The organism is Sphingobacterium sp. E70, assembly GCF_019285695.1.
In the GTDB taxonomy this organism is placed as follows: Bacteria; Bacteroidota; Bacteroidia; order Sphingobacteriales; family Sphingobacteriaceae; genus Sphingobacterium; species Sphingobacterium detergens.
The window spans coordinates 5,040,360-5,062,188 of sequence record NZ_CP079104.1; the positions used below are offsets into that span (position 1 = coordinate 5,040,360).

General features: G+C 40.1%; 26 protein-coding genes and 8 pseudogenes. 29 read left to right on the forward strand and 5 right to left on the reverse strand.

Translation table 11 applies throughout. The features are described from left to right. The first annotated feature begins 112 nt into the window (after positions 1-112). Both KUH03_RS36085 and KUH03_RS36090 read left to right on the forward strand, forming a co-directional pair. Positions 113-316: a hypothetical protein gene (locus KUH03_RS36085; protein WP_306429270.1), complete on the forward strand. Its 204-nt coding sequence runs from the start codon at positions 113-115 to the stop codon at positions 314-316. Continuing rightward, positions 219-1,353 (forward strand): annotated as a pseudogene (locus KUH03_RS36090) (MFS transporter). The gene KUH03_RS36085 and the pseudogene KUH03_RS36090 overlap by 98 nt, the downstream one beginning before the upstream one ends. 135 nt (positions 1,354-1,488) lie before the next feature. On the opposite strand, the gene KUH03_RS36095 reads toward KUH03_RS36090, so the two are convergent. Both KUH03_RS36095 and KUH03_RS36100 read right to left on the reverse strand, forming a co-directional pair. Continuing rightward, a complete protein-coding gene (locus KUH03_RS36095) occupies positions 1,489-1,827 on the reverse strand; it encodes a DUF4870 domain-containing protein (protein WP_257089398.1) in 339 nt (112 codons plus the stop codon). Positions 1,828-1,958: 131 nt separating this feature from the next. Next, positions 1,959-3,737: pseudogene (locus KUH03_RS36100) on the reverse strand (ABC transporter ATP-binding protein). Positions 3,738-3,917: 180 nt separating this feature from the next. Here KUH03_RS36100 and KUH03_RS47220 point away from each other — a divergent pair. From KUH03_RS47220 to yajC, 7 genes and pseudogenes are all read left to right on the forward strand, one after another. After that, positions 3,918-4,481 (forward strand): Glu/Leu/Phe/Val dehydrogenase dimerization domain-containing protein, encoded by a 564-nt coding sequence (locus KUH03_RS47220; RefSeq protein WP_306429271.1) that lies wholly within the window; start codon positions 3,918-3,920, stop codon positions 4,479-4,481. Positions 4,482-4,498: 17 nt separating this feature from the next. Beyond that, a complete protein-coding gene (locus KUH03_RS47225; RefSeq protein WP_306429272.1) occupies positions 4,499-4,699 on the forward strand; it encodes a hypothetical protein in 201 nt (66 codons plus the stop codon). Further along, positions 4,689-4,997, forward strand: a complete 309-nt coding sequence (locus KUH03_RS47230; RefSeq protein WP_306429273.1) for a hypothetical protein — start codon at positions 4,689-4,691, stop codon at positions 4,995-4,997. The genes KUH03_RS47225 and KUH03_RS47230 overlap by 11 nt, the downstream gene beginning before the upstream one ends. 93 nt (positions 4,998-5,090) lie before the next feature. After that, a complete protein-coding gene (locus tag KUH03_RS47235; protein ID WP_306429274.1) occupies positions 5,091-5,291 on the forward strand; it encodes a hypothetical protein in 201 nt (66 codons plus the stop codon). 54 nt (positions 5,292-5,345) lie between these two features. Then, complete coding sequence (gene nusB, locus KUH03_RS36110) at positions 5,346-6,002, forward strand: transcription antitermination factor NusB (RefSeq protein WP_306429275.1); 657 nt, start codon at positions 5,346-5,348, stop codon at positions 6,000-6,002. Between the two features lie 162 nt (positions 6,003-6,164). Then, positions 6,165-6,389: a DUF1573 domain-containing protein gene (locus KUH03_RS36115; RefSeq protein WP_257089400.1), complete on the forward strand. Its 225-nt coding sequence runs from the start codon at positions 6,165-6,167 to the stop codon at positions 6,387-6,389. 115 nt (positions 6,390-6,504) lie between these two features. After that, a pseudogene (gene yajC, locus KUH03_RS36120) lies at positions 6,505-6,824 on the forward strand (preprotein translocase subunit YajC). Positions 6,825-6,972: 148 nt separating this feature from the next. On the opposite strand, the gene KUH03_RS36125 reads toward yajC, so the two are convergent. After that, positions 6,973-7,515, reverse strand: coding sequence for a hypothetical protein (locus KUH03_RS36125; protein WP_257089403.1), 543 nt, complete (start codon positions 7,513-7,515; stop codon positions 6,973-6,975). Positions 7,516-8,102: 587 nt separating this feature from the next. Here KUH03_RS36125 and KUH03_RS36130 point away from each other — a divergent pair. The 14 genes and pseudogenes from KUH03_RS36130 to KUH03_RS36185 all read left to right on the forward strand — a co-directional run bounded on the left by KUH03_RS36130 (position 8,103) and on the right by KUH03_RS36185 (position 16,012). Further along, the gene (locus tag KUH03_RS36130) at positions 8,103-9,107 is read left to right on the forward strand and encodes a BtrH N-terminal domain-containing protein (protein WP_257089404.1); all 1,005 of its coding nucleotides are present in this window, start codon (positions 8,103-8,105) and stop codon (positions 9,105-9,107) included. A gap of 330 nt (positions 9,108-9,437) precedes the next feature. After that, positions 9,438-9,722: a hypothetical protein gene (locus tag KUH03_RS36135; protein WP_257089405.1), complete on the forward strand. Its 285-nt coding sequence runs from the start codon at positions 9,438-9,440 to the stop codon at positions 9,720-9,722. 145 nt (positions 9,723-9,867) lie between these two features. Next, on the forward strand, positions 9,868-10,017 hold the full coding sequence (locus KUH03_RS36140) for a hypothetical protein (protein WP_257089406.1): 150 nt from the start codon (positions 9,868-9,870) through the stop codon (positions 10,015-10,017). Further along, positions 10,017-10,382: a hypothetical protein gene (locus tag KUH03_RS36145; RefSeq protein WP_257089407.1), complete on the forward strand. Its 366-nt coding sequence runs from the start codon at positions 10,017-10,019 to the stop codon at positions 10,380-10,382. The genes KUH03_RS36140 and KUH03_RS36145 overlap by 1 nt, the downstream gene beginning before the upstream one ends. 9 nt (positions 10,383-10,391) lie before the next feature. Then, positions 10,392-10,508, forward strand: coding sequence for a dephospho-CoA kinase (locus KUH03_RS47240; RefSeq protein ID WP_306429276.1), 117 nt, complete (start codon positions 10,392-10,394; stop codon positions 10,506-10,508). Beyond that, positions 10,508-10,972, forward strand: a complete 465-nt coding sequence (gene coaE / locus KUH03_RS36150) for a dephospho-CoA kinase (protein ID WP_306429277.1) — start codon at positions 10,508-10,510, stop codon at positions 10,970-10,972. The genes KUH03_RS47240 and coaE overlap by 1 nt, the downstream gene beginning before the upstream one ends. A 104-nt stretch (positions 10,973-11,076) precedes the next feature. Beyond that, on the forward strand, positions 11,077-11,688 hold the full coding sequence (locus KUH03_RS47245; RefSeq protein WP_306429278.1) for a hypothetical protein: 612 nt from the start codon (positions 11,077-11,079) through the stop codon (positions 11,686-11,688). Then, on the forward strand, positions 11,685-11,927 hold the full coding sequence (locus tag KUH03_RS47250; protein WP_306429279.1) for a hypothetical protein: 243 nt from the start codon (positions 11,685-11,687) through the stop codon (positions 11,925-11,927). The genes KUH03_RS47245 and KUH03_RS47250 overlap by 4 nt, the downstream gene beginning before the upstream one ends. A gap of 935 nt (positions 11,928-12,862) precedes the next feature. Continuing rightward, positions 12,863-13,095, forward strand: a pseudogene (locus tag KUH03_RS36160) (DNA polymerase IV); the annotation flags it as partial. Between the two features lie 114 nt (positions 13,096-13,209). Then, a complete protein-coding gene (locus tag KUH03_RS36165; RefSeq protein ID WP_257097658.1) occupies positions 13,210-13,380 on the forward strand; it encodes a hypothetical protein in 171 nt (56 codons plus the stop codon). Positions 13,381-13,466: 86 nt separating this feature from the next. After that, positions 13,467-13,771 (forward strand): annotated as a pseudogene (locus KUH03_RS36170) (hypothetical protein). 165 nt (positions 13,772-13,936) lie between these two features. Then, positions 13,937-14,167, forward strand: a complete 231-nt coding sequence (locus KUH03_RS36175; RefSeq protein ID WP_257089408.1) for a hypothetical protein — start codon at positions 13,937-13,939, stop codon at positions 14,165-14,167. Further along, a pseudogene (locus KUH03_RS36180) lies at positions 14,061-15,079 on the forward strand (DPP IV N-terminal domain-containing protein); the annotation flags it as partial. The gene KUH03_RS36175 and the pseudogene KUH03_RS36180, both read left to right, overlap by 107 nt. Before the next feature lie 93 nt (positions 15,080-15,172). Next, complete coding sequence (locus KUH03_RS36185; protein WP_257097660.1) at positions 15,173-16,012, forward strand: S9 family peptidase; 840 nt, start codon at positions 15,173-15,175, stop codon at positions 16,010-16,012. A gap of 63 nt (positions 16,013-16,075) precedes the next feature. Here KUH03_RS36185 and KUH03_RS36190 read toward each other — a convergent pair whose 3' ends face one another. Beyond that, positions 16,076-16,927 (reverse strand): DUF4274 domain-containing protein, encoded by an 852-nt coding sequence (locus KUH03_RS36190; RefSeq protein WP_257089409.1) that lies wholly within the window; start codon positions 16,925-16,927, stop codon positions 16,076-16,078. A 267-nt stretch (positions 16,928-17,194) separates the two neighbouring features. On the opposite strand from KUH03_RS36190, the gene KUH03_RS36195 reads away from it, so the two are divergent. From KUH03_RS36195 to KUH03_RS36215, 6 genes and pseudogenes are all read left to right on the forward strand, one after another. Further along, positions 17,195-18,001, forward strand: coding sequence for a beta-carotene 15,15'-monooxygenase (locus tag KUH03_RS36195; protein WP_257089410.1), 807 nt, complete (start codon positions 17,195-17,197; stop codon positions 17,999-18,001). A 15-nt stretch (positions 18,002-18,016) separates the two neighbouring features. Continuing rightward, positions 18,017-19,172, forward strand: a pseudogene (locus tag KUH03_RS36200) (1-deoxy-D-xylulose-5-phosphate reductoisomerase). A gap of 202 nt (positions 19,173-19,374) precedes the next feature. Further along, the gene (locus KUH03_RS47255) at positions 19,375-19,929 is read left to right on the forward strand and encodes a M50 family metallopeptidase (RefSeq protein ID WP_306429280.1); all 555 of its coding nucleotides are present in this window, start codon (positions 19,375-19,377) and stop codon (positions 19,927-19,929) included. An 11-nt stretch (positions 19,930-19,940) separates the two neighbouring features. After that, positions 19,941-20,510 (forward strand): site-2 protease family protein, encoded by a 570-nt coding sequence (locus KUH03_RS47260; RefSeq protein WP_306429281.1) that lies wholly within the window; start codon positions 19,941-19,943, stop codon positions 20,508-20,510. Positions 20,511-20,751: 241 nt separating this feature from the next. After that, positions 20,752-20,953 (forward strand): annotated as a pseudogene (locus KUH03_RS36210) (YwbE family protein). Positions 20,954-21,209: 256 nt separating this feature from the next. Next, positions 21,210-21,575, forward strand: a complete 366-nt coding sequence (locus tag KUH03_RS36215; protein ID WP_257089411.1) for a response regulator transcription factor — start codon at positions 21,210-21,212, stop codon at positions 21,573-21,575. Between the two features lie 96 nt (positions 21,576-21,671). Here KUH03_RS36215 and KUH03_RS36220 read toward each other — a convergent pair whose 3' ends face one another. After that, entirely contained in the window at positions 21,672-21,815 is a 144-nt protein-coding gene (locus KUH03_RS36220; protein WP_257089412.1) for a hypothetical protein, read from the reverse strand. Positions 21,816-21,829: the final 14 nt, after the last annotated feature.

The window sequence follows — 21,829 nt, forward strand, 5'->3', positions numbered from 1 at the left end:
CAGATAAAATCAGATTATGGTAAGCAGATCGTTACATCTAAGGCTGCTTTCGCGGTGGGTATGTACTCTAAATAAATGATATATTCGTAAACAGAAACAATTCTAAACCACTATGACGTTTACTTTACGCCTCCAATTATCCTTGATGATGTTTTTGGAGTATTTTATCAAAGGAGCTTGGTTTGTCACTTTAGGTACCTACCTGATCAAGTCCCTGAATGCATCAGGAATGGAAGTTGCCAATATATTTTCTACGCAGTCCCTGGGGCTGTATTTGCTCCTTTTTTGTTGGCTTTGTCGCAGACCGTTATTTTAATGCGGAGCGGGTGCTCTCGGTTTTGCATCTATTGGGTGCGGCATTGCTTTATGGGATGTCCCAGGCGCCTGATGCCAGCCATTTTTACCCCTATATCTTTGTGTATTTCATGGCTTATATGTCATCCGTTTCCCTTTCCAACGGTATTGCTTTCCGCCATATCACAGATGCTAAAAAGTATTTTCCTGGGATAAGGGTATGGGGAACAATCGGTTGGATCTGTTCGGGGCTTGTGATCAGCTACCTGTTTCGTTGGGATAGCCCAGAGGCAATAAGTCAGGAACCCTGCACAATACCTTTATTTTGGGAGCGGTATGTTCGGTGCTTTTGGCATTGTTTAGCCTATTTCTTCCCAAAACTCCACCGCAGATACGGGTTAAAGATGAAAAATTTGATTTTGGAAAAGCCATTGGTTTAGATGCCCTGGGACTGTTAAAACAAAAGAGTTTCCTGATCTTTTTGTTACGGCCATCGTGATCTGTATTCCCATTTCATTCTATTATCAGAACGCCAATCCATTTTTGGTCAATGTCGGTATGCCCAATCCTACTGCAAAAATGGCGTTGGGACAGTTTTCGGAAGCGATCTGTTTGCTGCTGATCCCATTTTTCTTTAGACGTTTGGGGTATAAGAAAATGATCCTATTGGGTATTGCCGCATGGGCACTACGATACTTGTTCTTTGCTTTTGGAGATGGACAGGAAAAGGCTTTTCTGCTTATCTTGGGTATCGTTCTACATGGAATCTGTTATGATTTTATGTTTGTCGTCGGACAGATCTATACCGATCGGATTGCAGGAGAGAAATATAAAGCTTCGGCGCAGGGACTGATTACGATTGCCATGTATGGTGTAGGGATGCTGATCGGATTCTGGGTTGCGGGTGGGGTTTCAGATTACCTCAAAGTGGCCTATGCCGATCAATTCTGGGAATACCTATGGTTTATACCGGCTGGAATTTCATTTTTTCTGTCTGCTGCTGTTTGCTGTTTTTTCAAAGAAGAAAAAACGGTACAGACAGCAGGGGATATAAAGTAATTCTAGCGAAGTAATAAAAGGGCTGCTCAAATGCTAAACTATCCTTCAAAAGTATTTATCGTACTTTTGGGGTTCATGCTAGTTTTTTGAACAGCCTTTTTTTCTAAAATAGGGGCTAAATAAGGCTTGATTAAATCATATCAAACCATTGCTGATATTTTTCGCCAATAAAAGGAAGCGCTTTTTCTCGCCCGAGAATGCCGCAATTAAACCCAATATAAGAGCGATCAGCAAGATTATACCGACAACAGTCATGATTATTCCACCAATACCCGGGATAAAGCGCAACAAACCCAATGCAATTCCTGTGACGGTAATGCCAATACTCTGTCTGATGTGGAACTGACCTAAAGAAGTCTTTTCCTTATTGTTCATGATGATGGCAGCGATCAGGCCGATGAGGGTTAAATAGGAAATAATAGCAACTGTTTTGCCTTCGTTTGATGATGTGCTCTGCACTGAGTTTCTCTCCATGATACTTATACGATAAATTGTGATGTAAATGTATAAGGCAAATAAAAGAGAAAATCCCTGTTTTCTTTAGCTGAATTCAGGGATATTTAATTTTATGCAGTATTTACTGTCATTATTTAGGGCAATTGTAACTATCCTTCGACGCTTTCCAGCAATTGTTTTTCGTGAAGTTCAAAATATTCACCTCTTTTCTCCATTAACGCAAGGTGAGTGCCCTGCTCGACAATCTGACCTTGATCCATGACAAGAATATGGTCCGCATTTTTGATAGTTGAAATCCGGTGGGCAATGAAAATACAGGTTTTTCCCTTCATGATGCGGCTTAATGAGCGTAAGATCGTTTCTTCGGTTTTGGTATCAACAGCAGATAAGCAATCGTCAAAGATCAATATATTGGGTTCTTTTACCAATGCTCTGGCAATGGATACACGTTGTTTTTGACCACCCGATAGGGTGATACCGCGCTCTCCGACAGCAGTTTCAAAACCATCTTCAAAAGCGATAATATTATCATATACAGCAGCGTCCTTGGCGGCTTGTTCGATCTGTTCCTGTGTGAAATGATCCAGTCCGAAACCGATGTTATTGGCAATTGTATCCGAAAATAAGAATACATCCTGTGGGACAAAACCAATTTGTTGGCGTAGATTTTTGAAGTTGAGATCCTTTAATGCAATACCATCGTATTGGATATTACCCTGATCTATATCGTACATTCGCAGTAGTAGGTTGGCCAAAGTAGATTTGCCAGAACCAGTTTTTCCGATGATAGCCAGCGTTTTCCAATAGGAACCTGGAATGATATATTTTTAATGGCTTGAATGCCTGTTTCGGGATAGGTGAACGAGATATTTTCTACCTTGATTTCACCTGCGATTTCTTTCTCTATTTTCCCATTGGCAATCGGCGATTGGCTTTCAAGGAACTCATTGATCCGTTTTTGTGATGCTGCGGCCCGTTGTACCAGCGAGGTCACCCATGCTAAAGACATGGCCGGAAAAGTCAATTGATTGACATAGATAATAAATTCGGCGATGTTTCCGGCTGTGACCGTTCCTTAGCAACTTCAATACCACCGATATAGATGGTGATGACGGTACTGAGACCGATCAGCAATAAGATCAGCGGAAAGAAAACGGCCTGTACCTTGACCAAGTCCAATGCTGTGTTGCGGTAGATCGTACTTTCCTTTTCAAAAGCCTTCATTTTATTTTCCTCACGGGTATAGGTCTTGATGACCCGGATTCCCGCGAAGGTTTCCTGAACGAAGGAAGAGAGTTTCGCTAGCTGCTTTTGGATTTTTAAGCTGCGCTTATTGATGATTTTATTGACAAAAAGGATAATGACAGATAGGACAGGGATAGGTGCCAATGCATAGGTCGCCAGTCTTCCATTCACACTATACATGGCATAAATGACCATAATGGACAGTACCACGGTATTAATGGCATACATAATGGCTGGCCCTAGGTAATTACGTACCTGGTTGACATCCTCCGTTGCTCGGCTCATCAGATCACCCGTATTGTTTTTGCGGAAAAAACCGAAATTCAGTTCCTGATAGTGGTTGTATATTTCATTTTTAAGATCATACTCGATATAACGGGAACACAGAATAATGGTCTGCCGCATAAAGAATAGGAAAATACCCGTAGGAGCGAGAGCAACAGGACGACAAAACCGAAGAATAGCAGGCTCGTGCCAAATACCTTATAGATAAGCTCCTGTCTATCAAACCCGTCAAACAGGCGGTAGAGATAAATATTTTCCTGTACCAGGTCAAACGCTTCACGGATTACCTTAGCGGGGAGCACCCCGAAGTAATTGGAAATGATGACAAAAATCACCCCTGGAACCAGTTTCCAGCGGTATTTATAAAAGTACTTATTTAAGTAAGCGAGATCCTTCATATTATGGGTACAAAAATAGGACTAATTCGTCAACTCTGCTTTATATTTCGATGAAATTACTGTCATTGGGAAATCAAATGTTAAGTCTTGGATAAAAAAGATATTATGCACAACGAATAATTTTCCTACTTTTGCATCAAGTACCTTAAAAAATTAAAACAAATTAGAGTAGTACATTTTATGTCAACATCTCAAAATTCTATTTTTGAATTGATGAGCCAGTCTGGCCATCAAAACTTATTTTTCTGTAATGATGAATTAGTGGGCTTAAAAGCTATTGTTGCGATCCATGATACCACATTGGGTCCGGCAATAGGAGGGGTTCGTATGTTGCCATACGAAACTACAGAAGAAGCTATTGAGGATGCTTTACGTTTATCCAAGGCCATCACCTACAAATCGGCAATCACTGGATTGAATTTGGGCGGCGGAAGTGCTGTTATTATTGGTAACAGTCGTTTGGACAAATCTGAGGTTTTATTGCGCCGTTTGGGCCAGTTTATCGAAGGATTGAATGGTAATTTCATTGCTTCTTTGGATGTGGGTACCACCCAGCGCGATCTAGAATATATTTATACCGAGACGGATCATGTTGCCGGTTTGCCAAAAGCAATTCACGGCAGTGGCGTTGGAGATACATCAATTTTTGCAGCCCAAGGTGTTTATTTCGGGATTAAAGCCTGTTTGAAAGAGTTGTACGGATCAGAGAGCGTAGCAGGCAAAAAGTTATTGTACACGGAGTAGGTAGCGTTGGTGAGCGATTGATCGCCATGTTGCGTGAAGAAAATGCACGGGTTTACGTGAGTGACATTACCGAAGAGAAAATGCTTAAGGTGGCGGCGAAATACAAAGCAGAGCCAATCCCATACAATGAAGTATTTGATCATGAGTTTGATGTCTATTCACCTTGTGCTTTGGGCGGTACAGTAAATCCAGAGTCAGCAAAAAAAAATGCAATGTAAAATCATTGCAGGTTCAGCAAACAACCAATTGAAAGATGAGGTAGTGACCAGCGCTATTCTTCACGAAAGAGGTATTTTGTATGCACCGGATTACTTGATCAATGCAGGTGCATTGATTAGCTGTTATTCAGAAATTCAGAATTATGGCGTAGATCACACGGAGTTTGTGATCAAAAACATATATAATGCGACTAGAGACGTGTTGAAAAAATCAAAAGAAGAGAATATCTCTACTTTTGAAGCGGCTAATCGCATCGCGGAGAAGCGTATCCAAGATATTAAAAAAATCAAAAGATAGTCTTCTTTCCAAAATCGTTCTTATTTATTAGTTTATAAAAAATCGTTCTTTAAAATTACTATGTTAAACAGGAGACACCTGAGGGTAAAAGTAGTGCAAACGCTTTATGCGTACAGTCTTACAGAAGACAAAGACATCAAAACATTTGAAAAAGCACTATTAAAAAATGTGGATGAAGTCTACGAGATGTATATCTGGACACTGAATCTATTGGATGAGGTATCCGATTATGTATTGATAGACGCAGAAGGCAGAGCCAACAAGTTTTTGCCAACTGAAAAGACTTGTCTCTAACGACCAAGTTAAGTACAAATACTTTTATTGAGTCATTAAGACAAAATCCGCAATATGCCGAGGAGTCAAAAATATAAGATTTCATGGAGCTTTGATCCGGAGATCGTGCGTACAGTATTTTTGCAATTGAAAGATTCTGAAGCTTATTTGGAATATTTACAGCAAGAAGATCGTTCGATCGGTACAGAAAAAGATATCATCAAACATATCTTTAAAAAGATCATTCTGAAATCACCAGTTATCGAGCAGGTTTTTGAAGAGAAATTTATAAACTGGCCTGTCGATAAAGAAGTGCTGCAAGCATTGATCGCGAAAACTTTTAAAAACTTCAGTTCGGAAGATCCGCGTAAAAACAAACTTGCTGAAATCACGCAAAACTGGAATGATGATAGCGATTATGTCATTGCTTTGTTGGGTAAGACAATCCGCAATACAAATGAGTATCAAAAATTGATTTCTGATAAGACAAAGAACTGGGAATCAGATCGTATCGCTTTGATGGATACCTTATTGATGCGCATGGCAATATGCGAATTGGTGAATTTTCCATCAATTCCTGTGAAAGTGACAATAAATGAGTATATTGAAATTTCTAAGGTATTCAGTACATTGAAAAGTAATACATTTATTAATGGTATCTTAGATAAAATATTAAGCGACTTGAACCAACAGGGAAGAATCCAGAAGGCAGGTCGTGGTTTAAGGGATTAAAGATCAATCAACAAATGAAGAACTTTAGTAAATATTCAGTTTTAGCTTTAGCATCAGTGCTTTTCTTTTCTTGCGGAAATTCTCAAAAAAGGAAAAGAAGAAGCTGCTAAGACAGGAACTGAGGCAGTAGCAACAGACAGTCTTTCTAAAGCTGCGGCACAATTGGGTAAGGTAGAATTTGCAGAGTCGGCTTTCGATTTTGGCCAGGTCAAAGAAGGTGCAGAAGTGAAACACACATTCGTATTGAAGAATACGGGTGATGCGCCGGTTATTTTGTCCAAAGTGACTGCTTCTTGTGGATGTACACAGCCTGAGTTTTCAAAAAGCCCTATTTTACCGGGAGGAACATCGGATATCCATGTGACTTTCAAGAGTGAGGACAGGTAGGTAAGCAGCAGAAGATCATCACGATCCAGTCGAATGCTTCCAACAGTATGACGACTGTTCAGCTAAAGGGCGAAGTATTACCAAAATAACGAATTATTAAACGATATAATAACAGATGAATACAGTATTATTACAAGCAGCAGGTGGGAGTAGCATGATGAGTTTTTACCAATGGTTTTGATCATTGTGGTATTTTATTTCTTCATGATCAGACCACAGATGAAGAAGCAAAAAGACCATAAGAAATATATTGAAGAATTGGGTGTAAACTCTAAAGTTGTTACCACTGCGGGCATCCACGGACGCATTGTAGAGGTATCTGACACTACTTTCTTGGTAGATGTAGGTTCGGGCGTAAGAATTCGTTTTGACAAGTCTGCCATTGCTTTAGATGCTTCAAAAGCTGCGAACGCAACTGAGAAAAGCGCTTCATAAGCGTCTTTATTGAAAAAATAGCAAAGCCAGTCTCCATAGGAGATTGGCTTTTTATTAGTTATCTTCTCTGTTTCAGCCAAAGTATGGTAATGCTAGCATGCTAGCTATTCCGGCTGTTTGCGTGCGGTCAGTTAGTGCATTGTTTGTGCTATATTACACCGCAGTAGGTAGAGTTTGAAAAGATGCCTCGAAATGTATCCCATATACACACATAGACATGGTAATCACAGTTTTTTCGACTTATTCCTTTAAACTGTAACATACAGGTTCCCTGTTTCACTTCTGCAATCGAGGTTCGCAAATGAGATTCGCCATATAAACCCAATAGTGCCAGATTGAGTTTGTAGATATTGTCGTCATACTGACCATTGGAGGTCCATTTGAGATCAATCGTATCACCATGAAGGCTAACTTCACAATTGGTCAATGGCGTCAACTGTCCTGCAAACACGATCAGTTTCTCGGGGTTTACAAAAGGATTGTTCTCCAAATCCAATTCCATAGCTTCCTTAAAAATATGGCGCTGAGCCAATTGGAAGGCCCCTATTCGTCTTCCCATTTCGCTCATATATTGATAACCAAAATTGAGTATCGCCTTATTGTCTCTAGCGAACAGTCCTGCAACCTTTTGTTTTTCCCTATTTAGAAGCTCTGCTTCGCTAGGGGAGAAGTACGTTTTTGCTAAGCCCACATACGACATTTTGACCATTTAACATATACGCACTAACAGAGCCAAATTTTCCGGTAATTGGACCATTAGGCCCGTTTTGTAAAATCGCCATAGTCTTTGTTTTTATTGTTTATAATTGCTGGTATCTAACTTATTACCAAGTTAATACCAAATTCGCAATTAAAAGCGAAGTAACACTATTTTTACAGTGTATTAATAAGGGGTTAATAGGATTTACCCTGTAATACCCCTGTTAACCCCCTGTTAACTCCCTGTATTTACCTTGTTAATTGAGAAGTTGGTAATAAGCAATTGTTATCTTGTACTTAATAGGGTGAAGAGCATTCCCATAGATACTTTGTCCTTAAAAACTGATTTTAGCTTTAGGAATCATCAACTGAGGTAAAATTGAAAGCGTTACTAGTGAAAATAATTTTTGTAATTTAATGACTCCTATAATCAATTATGAAAATAAATATTGACATGCGGGACAAGGGACTGACTGTATTAAGTATCCTTGCTGTATTGATGGTATTTTCTAATCTATAACAGCCTGTTGACATAGTGATGTCAATTCAGACTGCTAATTTTAAGCAAAAGAAAATATCATGAGCAATCTAAAACTGTTTGACGGACAACATTGTGAAACTACAGCGACTGGAACTCTACTGCGACAGCTCGGAATTGAACTTTCCGAACCTATGCTTTTTGGACTCGGGGAGGGGCTTAGTTTTATCTATTGGAATATGAAAACAATGGACTTCCCTTTTTTGGGTGGACGTATCAAGACTGATCTGTTGACAAAGAATCTCTGTAAAAACCTCAACCTCGAGCTTTCTGTAAAGGAAACCACCTCAAAAATAAAGGCCTGGCAACAGGTCAAACAGCTTTTGGATGAGGGGCAAATCGTTGGGCTCAAACTTGATGCTTATTACCTTGAGTATTTCACTAATCCGTTCCATTTCGCTGGTCACTATGCTGCGATTTACGGTTATGACAATCATAACGCTTTTTTGGTCGATACCAGACAACAGGGTGGGAAAGTCAAAACCTCGCTCGAAAGTCTGGCTTTGGCGAGAGCGGAGAAGGGGCCAATGGCATCTAATAACTTATACTATACAATACACCGAACGAATGAAGACTTTGACTTAAAAAAATCTGTCATTACCGCTATTGTCAACAATGCCAACGAATACCTGAATCCGCCTATCACAAATATTTCTTACAAGGGGATTTTGAAGACGAGCCAAGAGCTTATAAAATGGTTTAATAGGAGTAAGGATGTAGCCACCGAATTTAAAATGGCTGCCAATCTGATGGAAAAAGCCGGTACTGGCGGTGCATTGTTTCGAAATTTATATCGCGATTTTCTAAAGGAAAGTTATGACCTGCTCAAGATTGAGCAACTTCGTGAAGCATATCAAGAATTTGTGGAAATAGCTTTGTTATGGAAATCCGTTTCAGACTTATTTTATCAAATCAGTGAGTCAGCCCGGATTGAATACATACAACAGGCTTCGGAAATCCTCAAAATCCTAGCTGATAAAGAGAAAAAGGTAATGGAGCGGTTGGGGACGTTAAGTGAATGCCTAAATAATCATGTATCTTTGTAAAGAGATAGTTTTTAACTAAGTTTAATACGATGTATAGTAACAAAAAAATGCCTCACGGTCATTTAGCGAATCTGAGATTGCTTTGTTGAAGGAAGGCCTTAACCGTACATATAAAGAACGATTTGAAATGGCTACGCGTCTTTACAAAATTCAGCAAACGCTTAAAAAGGCTAAAATTCTACATAACCCCTTTCCTCAAAAATAGTCTGCGGATATATTTGATGGAGAGATATTGAACTTTTAAATTTACTTAAAGGATAGCGGAGATTCCCAACCAAGTTTTTATCCCACCAAGAACTGATATTTACGTAAATTGATTAAGTTTGTAACATGGCAAACGCAGTTCGATTAAATAAGACCCAACGTCGCAAGATCAACATCTTTGTGCGTTGTGTTGCAATTTCGTTGCTGGCTTGGTTGTTGTTTTCGATTTCCAACCAATATACCGTGTCTGTCAAAGCTGCGATAGAATACGTCAACCTACCCGAAAAACGGGCTTTTCACCCCCAACAATCGGATACAGTCAAAGTAAAGCTTGAGATGACGGGATGGCAATTCCTGTTTTCGAAAGCTGCATTGAAACACCCAAAGTACAGGTGGATCTCAGCTCGCTGAAAACAAAAGATTGGATTGTATTTTCCAACCAGCTGGGATTTATCAACCGCCAGTTTCCGCATGAACAACGTGTGGTGTCGGTGAGCCCGGATACCTTGTTTTTGATTTTTCAAAACAAACACAGCGAAAGGTTCCTGTAAAACCTTTGTCCAATATCTTGTTTAAAAGGGGCTATGGTGTTATCGCTGATACGAAGGTTACGCCTGCATACGTGACGATAACAGGGCCCTATGAGGATGTTTCGACCATAGAATATTGGGAAACGGATACCGTACGTGGGAAAGGTGGAGACTGATGTGCGCACTGTGGCAAATCTTACCCGCAATCAAAGGGAAATATCAATGTCTATCCCACATCTGTGGAGGTGCTGATGCCGGTAGGGAGCTGACGGAGAAAGTCATCGAACTGCCCGTAAAAGTTGAAAATGGACAGCGCTATAGTTCCGTGAGGCCCAATCCAAGTAAAGTGGTGATCACTGTGCTGATGTCGGTCAAGGATTATAATAATTATACATCCCGTGATTTTGAGGCTGTGGTAGATCTGGCCGATTGGGAGAAAAATGAGGTGCAATATCTACCGATCCTGCTGACCAAGGTGCCGGATTATTGTAAGATTATCAGTGTTGTGCCACAGAATGTGGACTTCTTTGTACGAAAATAGGGAATAAAAATGGGGCTGAAAATAGGAATAACAGGCGGAATAGGTTCCGGAAAGACTTTTATCTGCAGGCTTTTTGAAGCCCTCGGTATACCGGTTTATAATGCGGATGAGGAAGCCAAAGGTTGATGAATACCGATGTACGTATCAAGGAAAAACTTATTGCGCAGTTCGGTGAGGCAACTTACAAGGATGGGCTGCTGGACCGGGGATTCCTGGCCAATATGGTCTTTTCGGATAAGAATAAACTTGAGCTCCTAAATAGTATTGTACACCCGGTTGTCATCCAGGAAGCTAAAGATTGGGCTGAGCGGCAGACCACGCGTTATTCACTCAAAGAAGCTGCGCTGCTTTTTGAAAGTGGCTCATACAAAGAACTGGATTATACCATATTGGTTACTGCGCCAATGGATATTCGTATACAACGTGTCATCGAGCGGGATGGCGCAACTGAACAACAGGTACAGGAACGTATTAACAAACAATTGTCTGACGAGGAAAAACTGCAGCTTGCCGACTTCGTCATCGTTAACGATGGAATTACTCCACTATTACCGCAAGTGTGGACATTGCATCAAAAATTTCTAAAATAAATATATGTCTATCATATTGTCTGACTTTCTGGTCAGAAAACCGGAAGGGTATTATTGCCGTTATGGCGACTTTTTATCGATGCGGGTAGCCCGTAGCACATAATGTGGTATCTCATGCCCATGGTGACCATGCCAGTTCAGGACATGATTATGTCTATTGTACTAATGGAACGGCATTGTTTATGAGCTATCGCTATAAGCAGAACCGTAAGGATTCCTATCAGGTCAAATTGTTCAACGGCACTTTTAAAATCGGTCCGGTGGAAATTACCTTTCTAGCGGCTGGTCATATATTGGGATCGGCGCAGATCTTAATGGAATATCAGGGCGTACGCTATTTGTATACCGGCGATTACAAATTGCAGGCTGATGAGACATGTGAACCTATCGAAGTGCAGCAGGCTGATGTATTGATCACCGAAAGTACTTTCGCGAATCCTGAAGTTATCCATCCAGATCCCATTCAGGAGATCAAGAAGCTGGAGGGGCACGCGAGCAATATTCTATTGGGAACTTATGTGCTGGGGAAAGCGCAACGGATCACAGATCTGATCAATAGGTATTGTCCAGAAAGAAGGGTGCTGGTACATAGTGGAATATTACCTTACCATCGTCTGTATGATGAACATGGGCTTAAAAAAATGACTTATGAACCTTATAACCGTAGAGAGATGAAACAGGGGAGCAGAATAAGGTTTATCTGGTACCGCCCATGACTTTCAATAGTTATTTTAGGGCGACAAAAGTATTGCGAGCCTTTGCTTCTGGATGGAAGCGACTACAGGCGCAGAATGATATCGAATTGTATATCTCGGATCATGTGGACTGGAATGATATTCTTCATTATATTAAGATGGTTGACCCGAAAGAGGTATGGACATTACATGGCGACGGGACAATACTCAAAAGCTATTTTGGCGACAGGTTAATGGTAAGAGATGTGCTTTCAGCATAAAGGAGGGTATACCCTCCTTTATTATTTCATATTGATAATCTTGTCAACAACGTATACCGTATTGCCACGCCAAGGCAATACTCCATGATATTCTTTGTACTGAAGGTCAAAATATTTACCGCTATTGAGCTCAAGCTGGCGAAATATAGAATCATCTTCAATAGAAAATTCGAATTGGTTGCTGGCAATTCCGCCAGTCTTGACACTACCAAATCCTTCCTGAATCAGCTTTCCCTCATAGGTCTTAAATATATTGCCTTTTTGACAGCAAAATTTAAGTAGCCAGATTTCACCCCTTCACCAAATACGTAATAGTATTTCCAGTAACCATAGGATCCGAAGCCTACTAACAAAAAGAGGAGCAGGATGAATAAAAATTTTTAAATCCAGACTTGGTCTTTTTTGTTCCGGTAAATTTTCCATAATTTTTTCGCTAGTTTTTGTTGTATTATTTTCTTTTCATTTTATCTAATATGTTTTGGCGCAAAGTTGTCCATGTCCATCATACACAAGAACTCGGCCAATTATAACGGGTTGAAAAGTATCATTGCTAATGAGAGTATAGGCAGCGTGGGGAGCGGTCAGCACGGAGAGCATGATCTGCCTCTAAGGGTTGAAAAAGTACCAGCACTAATACCAGTTGGGGTCTGATTCAGAAATTGACTGCGGGAGAATTGGTTTGATAAACTAATTATGTTAGTATTTTGTTGCGATTTATAGTGATTCTTGCTAATTTTTGTAAATTTGAGTAATGGATTCGCCCCAAACATATCGTAAAATTATCCACCTGGATATGGATGCTTTCTATGCGTCCGTAGAGCAGCGGGATTTTCCGGAATATCGGGGAAGGCGATTGCTGTGGGCGGTTCGCCTGACGGGCGGGGGTAGTGGCCACGGCCAGCTATGAAGCGCGGAAATTTGGTGTCAAGTCAGCCATGAGTTCCCGCAAAGCATTGCAGCTCTGTCCGGAGATTATATTTGCCCGACCACGGTTTGAGGTATATAAGCAGGTATCGTATCAGATCAGGGAAATCTTTCAGCGGTATACGGATTTAATTGAACCGTTGTCGCTTGATGAGGCTTTTTGGACGTAACGATGGATAAACAGGGAATTGGTTCGGCCATTGATATTGCCAAAGCGATCAAATCTGCCATCAAAGAAGAGCTTAATCTGACTGTCTCCGCCGGAGTTTCGGTCAATAAATTTGTCGCCAAGATTGCCTCCGATATGGATAAACCCAATGGCCTGACATTTATAGGGCCTTCAAAGATTCTTAAATTTATGGAATCCTTACCGGTAGAGAAGTTCTTTGGTGTAGGTAAGGTGACCGCCAAGAAAATGCACGAGCTGGGTTTATTTACAGGGATGGATCTCAAAAAACAGCGCGAAGACGATCTGGTGCGTTGGTTTGGTAAGACCGGGCATTTTTTTACCGTATTGTCCGCGGGATAGATGAGCGACCGGTCACGCCCAACCGAAGCAGTAAATCTGTTGGAATAGAGGATACTTTTGAGACTGATATCGAAACTTTTGAAGAACTGAACGCCATACTGCAAAGACTGAGCATACAGCTTTGGGGACGCATAGGCAAAAAGAAATATCGGGCAGGACACTGACCTTGAAACTAAAGTATGCTGATTTCGTGCAGCTGACGCGAAGCCTGACGCTGGATACAAGCTTCGACTCTGAAGAGAAAATCTATGCGACAGCCCATAGTTTACTGAGTAAGATTGCCTTAGCAAATAAGGTGCGGCTGCTGGGGATTTCGATCTCTAATTTTGTTGATGAGACAGATTTTCCAAAAGAGGGTGTCCAACTCGCTCTTTTTGAGAATTATCAGTAAGAGGGGATAGCCATCACCTGTACATGAAGCTGAATAAGCTTGTTACAGGTAAAATCGTCGTTATTTACCACAATTCTTTATCTTAGCTGAAATAATTAATAAACATATCCAAGAATTAATGAATACAGTATCAAGAGTGCTCTTAGGTGCATCTATTGTGTTTTTGTGCATGATCTGACTTTTGCACAGAAGAAATTGGATTTTGCGCAATCCTGGGGACAGAAACAGTCTTTAACTGTGCGCACAAATCAATATCCGGGCTGGGCGGATGGAACCGCTTATCTGGAAAATGACGTCAACGATAGCCAGCTCTATCAGGTCAACGTCAAATCGGGGAAGAGAAGTATCTATACAATTCCTGCCAAAGGGGACGGTGGTCTATGTAGAGAAAAATGATATTTTTATCAAAAATGGCTCAGGTACTGCAAAGAAATTGACCAATTCACCCGACATTGCAGAACAGAACCCAACTTTATCGCCAGATGGTCAATATGTTGCTTTCACACGTAAAAGCAATTTGTATAGTTTAGAGGTCGCTACGGGGAAAGAGGCGCAGTATACAAATGATGGTACCGATGTGATTTACAACGGTTGGTCTTCATGGGTTTATTATGAGGAAATTTTGGGACGCCCTACAAACTATAAGGCTTTTTGGTGGTCTCCGGATAGCAAGAAGATTGCTTTTATGCGTTTTGATGATACTAAAGTGCCTATGTTCCCAATATATTCATCCAAAGGACAACATGGTTATCTAGAGGAAACACGTTATCCGAAAGCAGGCGATCCTAATCCTGAGGTGAAAGTGGGTATCGTCCAACTGAATGGTGGACAGGTGACCTGGGCGGATTTCAATGAAAAGGATGATCAGTATTTCGGACAACCTTACTGGGCTTTCGATAGTAAAAATTTCATGGTGCAATGGATGAACAGGGATCAGAATAACCTGAAATTTTATCAGGTGGATCCAAATACGGGTTCGAAAAAGAGATTTATGATGAACGCCAAGCTTCTTGGATCAACCTGGATCATGACGAGCGTATTACTTACCTTGCTGACAATAAATATTACATCTTAAAATCGGATAAAACTGGTTGGGCGCACTATTACCTATATAAGTTGGATGGCACATTAGTGAACCCGATTACATCTGGTGATTGGCAGGTGACCGAAATCAAACGGATAGACGAGAAAAATAAGGTGCTTTATTTTACCGCACGTAAGGAAAATTCAGCCCGTTTTGATCTGTACCGAGTGGATTACTCGGGTAAAAATCTGAGACGTTTGACCTTTGGTGAATATTCACATGATGTCAACGTATCGCCTGATGGCAAGTATTTTATCACCCGATATTCTAATGTGAGTACACCCGACCGTTTTGCTTTAGTGGATAATCAGGGTAAAGTGGTACGTCAATTGGCGGATAGCAAAGCTGCGGACTTTAGTTCGTACACCTACGGTAAAACGGAGTATTTACATATTAAATCGGATGACGGTCTATTTGATTTACCACTGACGATCACTTATCCTACAGATTTTGACAAATCAAAAACTTATCCTGTTGTTTTCAGTATCTATGGTGGTCCGGATGCAGGTACTGTGAAGGATACCTGGAAAGGTACGGGCAATCAGTATTGGGCGAATGAAGGTGTTATCCAGGTTTCGGCGGATCACAGGGCTTCTGGTCACTTCGGTAAGCAGGGCGTAGCTTACATGCACCGTAATCTGGGACATTGGGAAATTATCGATTATTCTACGATCGTAAAATGGTTGAAATCTCAGTCTTGGGTAGCTAAAAACAAAGTATTGATCACAGGCCATAGCTACGGTGGTTATATGACTTGTCTGGCGATGACCAAAGCCGCTGATGTATTTGACTTTGGTATTGCTGGTGCGCCGGTAACATCCTGGGAGCTGTACGATACCCATTATACCGAACGTTGGATGGATACGCCTCAAGATAATCCTGAAGGTTATAAAGCGGGGTCGGTATTGACTTATGCAAACAATTACAAGGGCGTATTGCGCATTATGCATGGTGATATGGATGATAATGTCCATCTGCAGAATACAACGCAACTGGTTGATAAATTAACAGATAGAAGCGTACCTTTTGAATTGATGATCTATCCGGGCAGCCGTCATGGATTTGACCGTTCAAAAAGTAAATATGACTTTAATGAGCGTGCACGTTTTTATTATCAATATTTATTGGAGAAACCTCTTCCAAAAGAGTTTAAGTAGATTGTTGGGTATGGTTACAGAAAAAACACGCGGTTTAACTTAACCGCGTGTTTTTTTGTGTAGTTAGTTGATCTTGTTAAATAAGTGTTCCGGAATCTCCCATTTGATGGGATTTACTTCTTTGACCGGATCATAATTTAAAATCTCAGGGTATTCATTTCGTTCGAGCTTATCAATAATGTTTTCCAAAATGGCCCTTATTTCCGGCCAATCTTCAGCATATAATGCCAAGGTCGAGTACCTTTCAAGCAGCCAATAAACCATAAGAGCAATTGCTTTATCGCAGTATTTATGTTCGATTACAGTTTGATATACGTCGAATTCGCGATGTTTCAATAAGACGGCAATGTTGTACAGTTCAATGGTACTATCACTCCGCCTGATCTGATTGATTAAATGTTCTCCAAACCAACTATGAACTTCCGTTTCTTCTAAATAAATATAGGGTTCCTCTCCTGGCTTGCCTGCAAAACGACCGCTGGTATTTTTGGAGCCTGTGCAATTTTTTTCTGTGGGATCATAACTGATGTCTGTTTTGAGATAAAACCCTTTTTCAGAATTGTTTATAACCGTTTTTATAATGTCGAAGTTCTCGTCAGTTCCTTTTCTTGTTTTCCAGCTTCGACGAATAGCTTCAAAAGGATAGTTATCCCAGAATAGCATCAGGGCAGTAGCCTCACTACAAAATGGGCTCTCAACGATCCATTGTTGGATGTAGAAAAAACATTGTGTCGCTAATTTATGAAGCTCCCGGGGTGTTCTTAAAAGCTGAAATTCTTCAAATTCCATGTGCCGATAGGCATCCTCTGTTTCCATACCTGTTGGTTGTGTCTTATAGTGATTTTGCTTTAACTTATTTTTGGCGGCTTGGCCGTTCTGCGAAACCGTATTTTTCCGGTCAATCGCATCGCTCACTGAAACGGTAAATGACTTTGTCCAGATGTTCTAAAATAGCAAAAATCTCAGAAAATGAATCGAATGTTTAGACCGCCGCACGTTTTTTTTACCACATTTGAAGTGGATTTTTACCGGCATTGAAATAAAGCTGAGGCCATAGATGCCCTGAAAAAATAATTGGATCGAATATGATGTTAAAAACTCAAAAATATCAATTTTATAGCGGTGTAAATTGTTGGAAATTAAAAATAATGGCATCTTTGTAAAAGTTTATTCAAAGAAAAAATGATTCAATTCCTAAAGGAAAGTACTTTTGCCGTAAATGAAGTTTTTAATAGGTCGTTGGAGCTATTGAAAAAGCATTATTTTTCTGTTGCTGGCCTATGTTTTTTGCTGTTTGTAACCTCTGGTTTATCCAATTTCCTGGCAACGACGATCAGTGATTTTAATGTCGTACTCAGTGGTTTTATGGCCTTCTTTTTTATGATCATGTATTTTGGACTGAACCTTACTTTGTTTAAATACATCCTCAATCTGATCGATGGCAACCAGGATAAGAAATTGATCCATTGTATACCAAGTTCAAAAGAAATCGCTTATTTTTTTGGCGCGATGTTGAGTATCATGGTTCTGTCTATTGCCTTATTGATGATGTTAGGAGCTGTATCGCTTCCATTTTTGTATTTATTTGAAAATGGCGAAAATCGGGCAGAAATCATGAGTAAGTTTACTGTCTTTGTCGTTTTTGTGGCAGCAATACTGACATTTATTTTGATTATTCGTGTAGCATTTTATCCTTTCTTTATTATTGATAAACATGCGGGAACCTTTAAATCACTACGCTTTAGCTTTGCGTTGACCAAAGGCAATGTTTTCAGATTATTATTAATCTTGGCCGTATTTGCTTTTTTTCAATTGCTACAGATGTATTTTAATTATTTAGAATATTACATAATTTTTATTATTTTGAACCTTGTGAGCTCGTTCTTAGTGGTACCTTTGGCCAGTATTGTTGTTTCGGTTGCGTACCGGGAAATGATGTCGGACTATCACGGTGGAGAGGACCCGAAGATTTTGAATAATATATTTTAATAAAGAGAGAAGGTTTTGAGTAAAAAAGGAATTGCCATTTTAGGGGCAACGGGTAGTGTCGGTACACAAGCCCGGATGTTATTAGAGCCTTTCCGGATAAGTTTGAAGCAGTAGTTCTGACTTGCGGTAGCAATGCTGAACTATTGATCAAACAAGCGTTGAGTTTAAACCAAAATCGGTCGTAGTGACCGATCCAATCCAATATAAAAAAGTTAAAGAAGCCTTAGCGTTTCAGGATACGACGGTATTATTTGGTGAAGAGGGCTTGATTGAAGTGGTGCAATATGCCGAAATCGGTATTGTCTTAAATGCAATCGTGGGTTCCGCAGGTTTAAAACCTACGGTAATAGCTATTCAATCCAGAAAAGATATTGCCCTGGCGAATAAGGAAACCCTTGTTGTTGCCGGAGAGTTGATTATGGCCTTGGTCAAAGAATACGGTGTCAATATGTTGCCTGTAGATTCTGAACATTCGGCAATCTTTCAATGTCTGGTCGGTGAGGAGCAAAACCCCATTGAAAAAATTTATGTGACGGCATCTGGCGGTCCTTTTCGTGGAAGAAAGCGGGACGAGTTGCTGCAGGTAACGAAAGCACAGGCCCTAAAACACCCCAATTGGTCTATGGGGGCCAAAATTACGATAGATTCGGCTTCTTTGATGAACAAGGGACTGGAGGTGATCGAAGCTAAATGGCTTTTTGATCTCGCTATCGATCAGGTGGATGTCATCGTACACCCACAGTCGATCGTGCACTCCCTAGTTCAATTTAAAGATGGATCTATGAAAGCACAAATGGGTGTTCCGGATATGAAGCTGCCTATTCAATACGCATTGACTTATCCCGCCCGATTTGAAAATAATTTTGAACGCTTCAATTTTATGGACTATCCGACGCTTCATTTTGAAAAAGCAGATTTGGAAACTTTTCGAAATTTAGCCCTGGCTTACGAAACACTTCGCGCCGGTGGAAATAAATCCTGTATATTGAATGCAGCAAATGAAGTTGTGGTGGCTGCTTTTCTAGCCGATAAAATCGGCTTCCTGGAAATGAGCGACGTCATCGAAAATACATTGGAAAAAGTGGAATTTATCGCCAATCCGACACTGGAGGACTATCTGGAGACGGATCGGCTAGCAAGGTTAATAACAAAAGAAATAATCAAAGATTAAATATAGAAAGCATACATGGGTGTTTTAATTATGGTCGGACAAGTGATTTTGGGCTTGTCAATTTTAATTGTTCTACATGAGTTAGGACATTTTTAGCAGCACGTGCATTTGGAATTAAAGTGGAAAAATTCTATTTGTTCTTTGATGCGTGGGGAGTGAAATTATTTAAATTCAACTATAAAGGCTGTGAGTACGGTATCGGTTGGTTGCCTTTGGGGGCTATGTGAAGATCGCGGGGATGATCGATGAGTCGATGGATACTGAACAATTGAAAGGCGAGCCACAACCTTGGGAGTTCCGCTCAAAACCGGCATGGCAGCGTCTGATCGTGATGTTGGGTGGTATTATCGTTAATATCGTCGTTGGTATCCTTGTCTTTTGGATGTTGACCTTTAAAATGGGTAATACAGATGTCAAGATGGATCAAATGGTAAATGGTATCGTACCGGGATCCATTGGTGAATCTATCGGTCTTAAAGCAGGTGATAAAGTGATCGCAATAGATGGTCACCGCGTTGAAAACTACTCCGAGCTGCTTGGTTCTAAAGTATTGATGGGTGGTGTATCCCTTACGGTAGAACGTGATGGCGGGACAACAGAAATCAAGGTTCCAGCGGATTTATTGAATACCTTGTCCGATAAAAAAGGAGAGAAGTTTATTGAACCTCGTTTTAAAACAACAAGTATCGCACAAGTGGCCCCAGGTTCAGTGGCAAGCAAGATGGGATTCACCAAGGGGATAGTATTGTCGCCCTAAATGATACTCCAGTGCCTTTCTTTGATCAATTCAGAACCTTAGTTAAAGCAAATATCAATAAACCTGTTGTCATTAAAGTAATCCGTGCAGGAGCGGAGGTTTCCCTAAAAGGAAACGTACCAGCGGATGCAATGTTAGGTATCAGTGTCAATCATGATAATTCGATCAAGTCGTTTACAACGAATTATACACTTATGGAAGCTTTTCCGATCGGTGCTAAAAAAGCTTTTACGGTAATCACAGATAATGCGAAAGGATTCGGTAAAATCTTCAAAGGAGAGGTACGTGCTGATAAAGCGCTTTCTGGACCTATCGGTATTGCCACATTGTTTGGTACTGAAGTGGATTGGATCCGGTTCTGGTCTTTGGTTGGTATGCTTTCAATGGCGCTAGCATTTATGAATTTGTTGCCTATTCCGGCATTGGATGGTGGTCACGTCGTATTCTTGCTGATCGAGATGATTCAAGGTAAGCCACTGAGTGAGAAATTTCTCGAAAAAGCACAAATGGTCGGATTCTTTATCCTTTTGGGCCTGATGGTGTTTATATTCGGAAATGATATTTTTAAATTGTTCAAGTAACTAAATGTCTGAAAGTCCCTATGTGTTTCTTCTCATAGGATGGATACAGTATGGGATCGCAGCATTCGGAATATATAACAATAAAAAATTATTTATGTATCTCGTTGAAAATAAAAATATAGATCAAAATCTTGATGTTAATGGTTTCAACGGCTATATGAGATGATAAAAAATAAATAATTCAACAAAAAATAGGGGAGTTTTCTTTTGGAAAACTCCTTTTTATTTCTTACATTTGACCATGGACGGAAGAAATAGAGCGGATGTAAAGCCTGGAATGTTGGTTAATATCATTCTGAAAAAGACCAGCGTACGGGGATCTTACAGAGGGCATTGTCAAAGATTTACTGACATCCTCATCTTATCATTCAAGAGGGATAAAAGTAAGGCTGACAGATGGTCAAGTAGGACGAGTGGCTGAAATTATAGAGGATGACTTTTAACGATATCGTATCGTTAAATTAGATCTTTCGACTATTCCTATTGTTTTAGATATGTTGTCTAAATGAAATTATTGCTACCTAATGATGTTCTTATTATTCGATCTAAATTGAATTTAATGGTTGTGTTGTGCTGCACTTTTTGAAATAAGATTTGCATAGTAACATAATTCTTGTTAACTTCTTTCTAAATTTTTTATTTTTATTACATATTTATAGAATTTTATTGTATTAATTAGTTGAATGATCTCTTTTTCGAATGGATACCAAAAGTAAATGTAAGATTGTCTACGCAGATGATGCGATGATCCATCATGTTATGATGAAGGCCATGGCCCAATCCCATTCGTTGGAATTAGTTTATTGCGCCTCTAATGGTAGAGACCTTATCGACTATTTGATTGAACATAATAAAGCGCTACCTGAGGTGTGCATATTGGATCTGCACATGCCGATTTTGAACGGTATCGAAACCGCAAAGATCGTTAGGGAGAAGTTCCCTTCCATTCGTCTATTTGGTCTGACCTCGAGTAGTGATGAAAGCGAACGGATTGAAATGTTGGCCGGAGGGGTGGAGCAGATCTTCGCAAAGGAAGATATGTCCGCATTGTTACAACAACTTTAGCTAAAGCATAAAAAAGCCTAACAATTTGTTAGGCTTTTTCGTTATTTTCCAGTGCTTCCTTAAATTTTAAAAGCCTGACCCACGCCGGGCATTTGCTCAAATCTTTTTCCATAATCCAACATGGATAAAACTTGTGCTGATAAATCTTTCCACATCAAACACTTGCATATCTTGTTGTATTTCCAGTGATTTGGGTAATTCCCTAGATTGAAAATATTGTTGTAATTCTTCTGGTGTCATAAAACAAAAATAGC

Excerpts from the sequence above, each read along its gene's own strand:
- KUH03_RS36165 (WP_257097658.1), top strand. The coding sequence starts at position 13,210 with ATGGAATCCTTACCGGTAGAGAAGTTCTTTGGTGTAGGTAAGGTGACC.
- KUH03_RS36130 (WP_257089404.1), top strand. The coding sequence starts at position 8,103 with ATGAGCAATCTAAAACTGTTTGACGGACAACATTGTGAAACTACAGCG.
- KUH03_RS36135 (WP_257089405.1), top strand. The coding sequence starts at position 9,438 with ATGGCAAACGCAGTTCGATTAAATAAGACCCAACGTCGCAAGATCAAC.
- nusB (WP_306429275.1), top strand. The coding sequence starts at position 5,346 with ATGCCGAGGAGTCAAAAATATAAGATTTCATGGAGCTTTGATCCGGAG.
- KUH03_RS36220 (WP_257089412.1), bottom strand. The coding sequence starts at position 21,815 with ATGACACCAGAAGAATTACAACAATATTTTCAATCTAGGGAATTACCC.
- KUH03_RS36085 (WP_306429270.1), top strand. The coding sequence starts at position 113 with ATGACGTTTACTTTACGCCTCCAATTATCCTTGATGATGTTTTTGGAG.
- KUH03_RS47220 (WP_306429271.1), top strand. The coding sequence starts at position 3,918 with ATGTCAACATCTCAAAATTCTATTTTTGAATTGATGAGCCAGTCTGGC.
- KUH03_RS47230 (WP_306429273.1), top strand. The coding sequence starts at position 4,689 with ATGCAATGTAAAATCATTGCAGGTTCAGCAAACAACCAATTGAAAGAT.
- KUH03_RS47240 (WP_306429276.1), top strand. The coding sequence starts at position 10,392 with ATGGGGCTGAAAATAGGAATAACAGGCGGAATAGGTTCCGGAAAGACT.
- KUH03_RS36095 (WP_257089398.1), bottom strand. The coding sequence starts at position 1,827 with ATGGAGAGAAACTCAGTGCAGAGCACATCATCAAACGAAGGCAAAACA.
- KUH03_RS36145 (WP_257089407.1), top strand. The coding sequence starts at position 10,017 with ATGTGCGCACTGTGGCAAATCTTACCCGCAATCAAAGGGAAATATCAA.
- KUH03_RS47250 (WP_306429279.1), top strand. The coding sequence starts at position 11,685 with ATGACTTTCAATAGTTATTTTAGGGCGACAAAAGTATTGCGAGCCTTT.
- KUH03_RS36195 (WP_257089410.1), top strand. The coding sequence starts at position 17,195 with ATGATTCAATTCCTAAAGGAAAGTACTTTTGCCGTAAATGAAGTTTTT.
- coaE (WP_306429277.1), top strand. The coding sequence starts at position 10,508 with ATGAATACCGATGTACGTATCAAGGAAAAACTTATTGCGCAGTTCGGT.
- KUH03_RS36215 (WP_257089411.1), top strand. The coding sequence starts at position 21,210 with ATGGATACCAAAAGTAAATGTAAGATTGTCTACGCAGATGATGCGATG.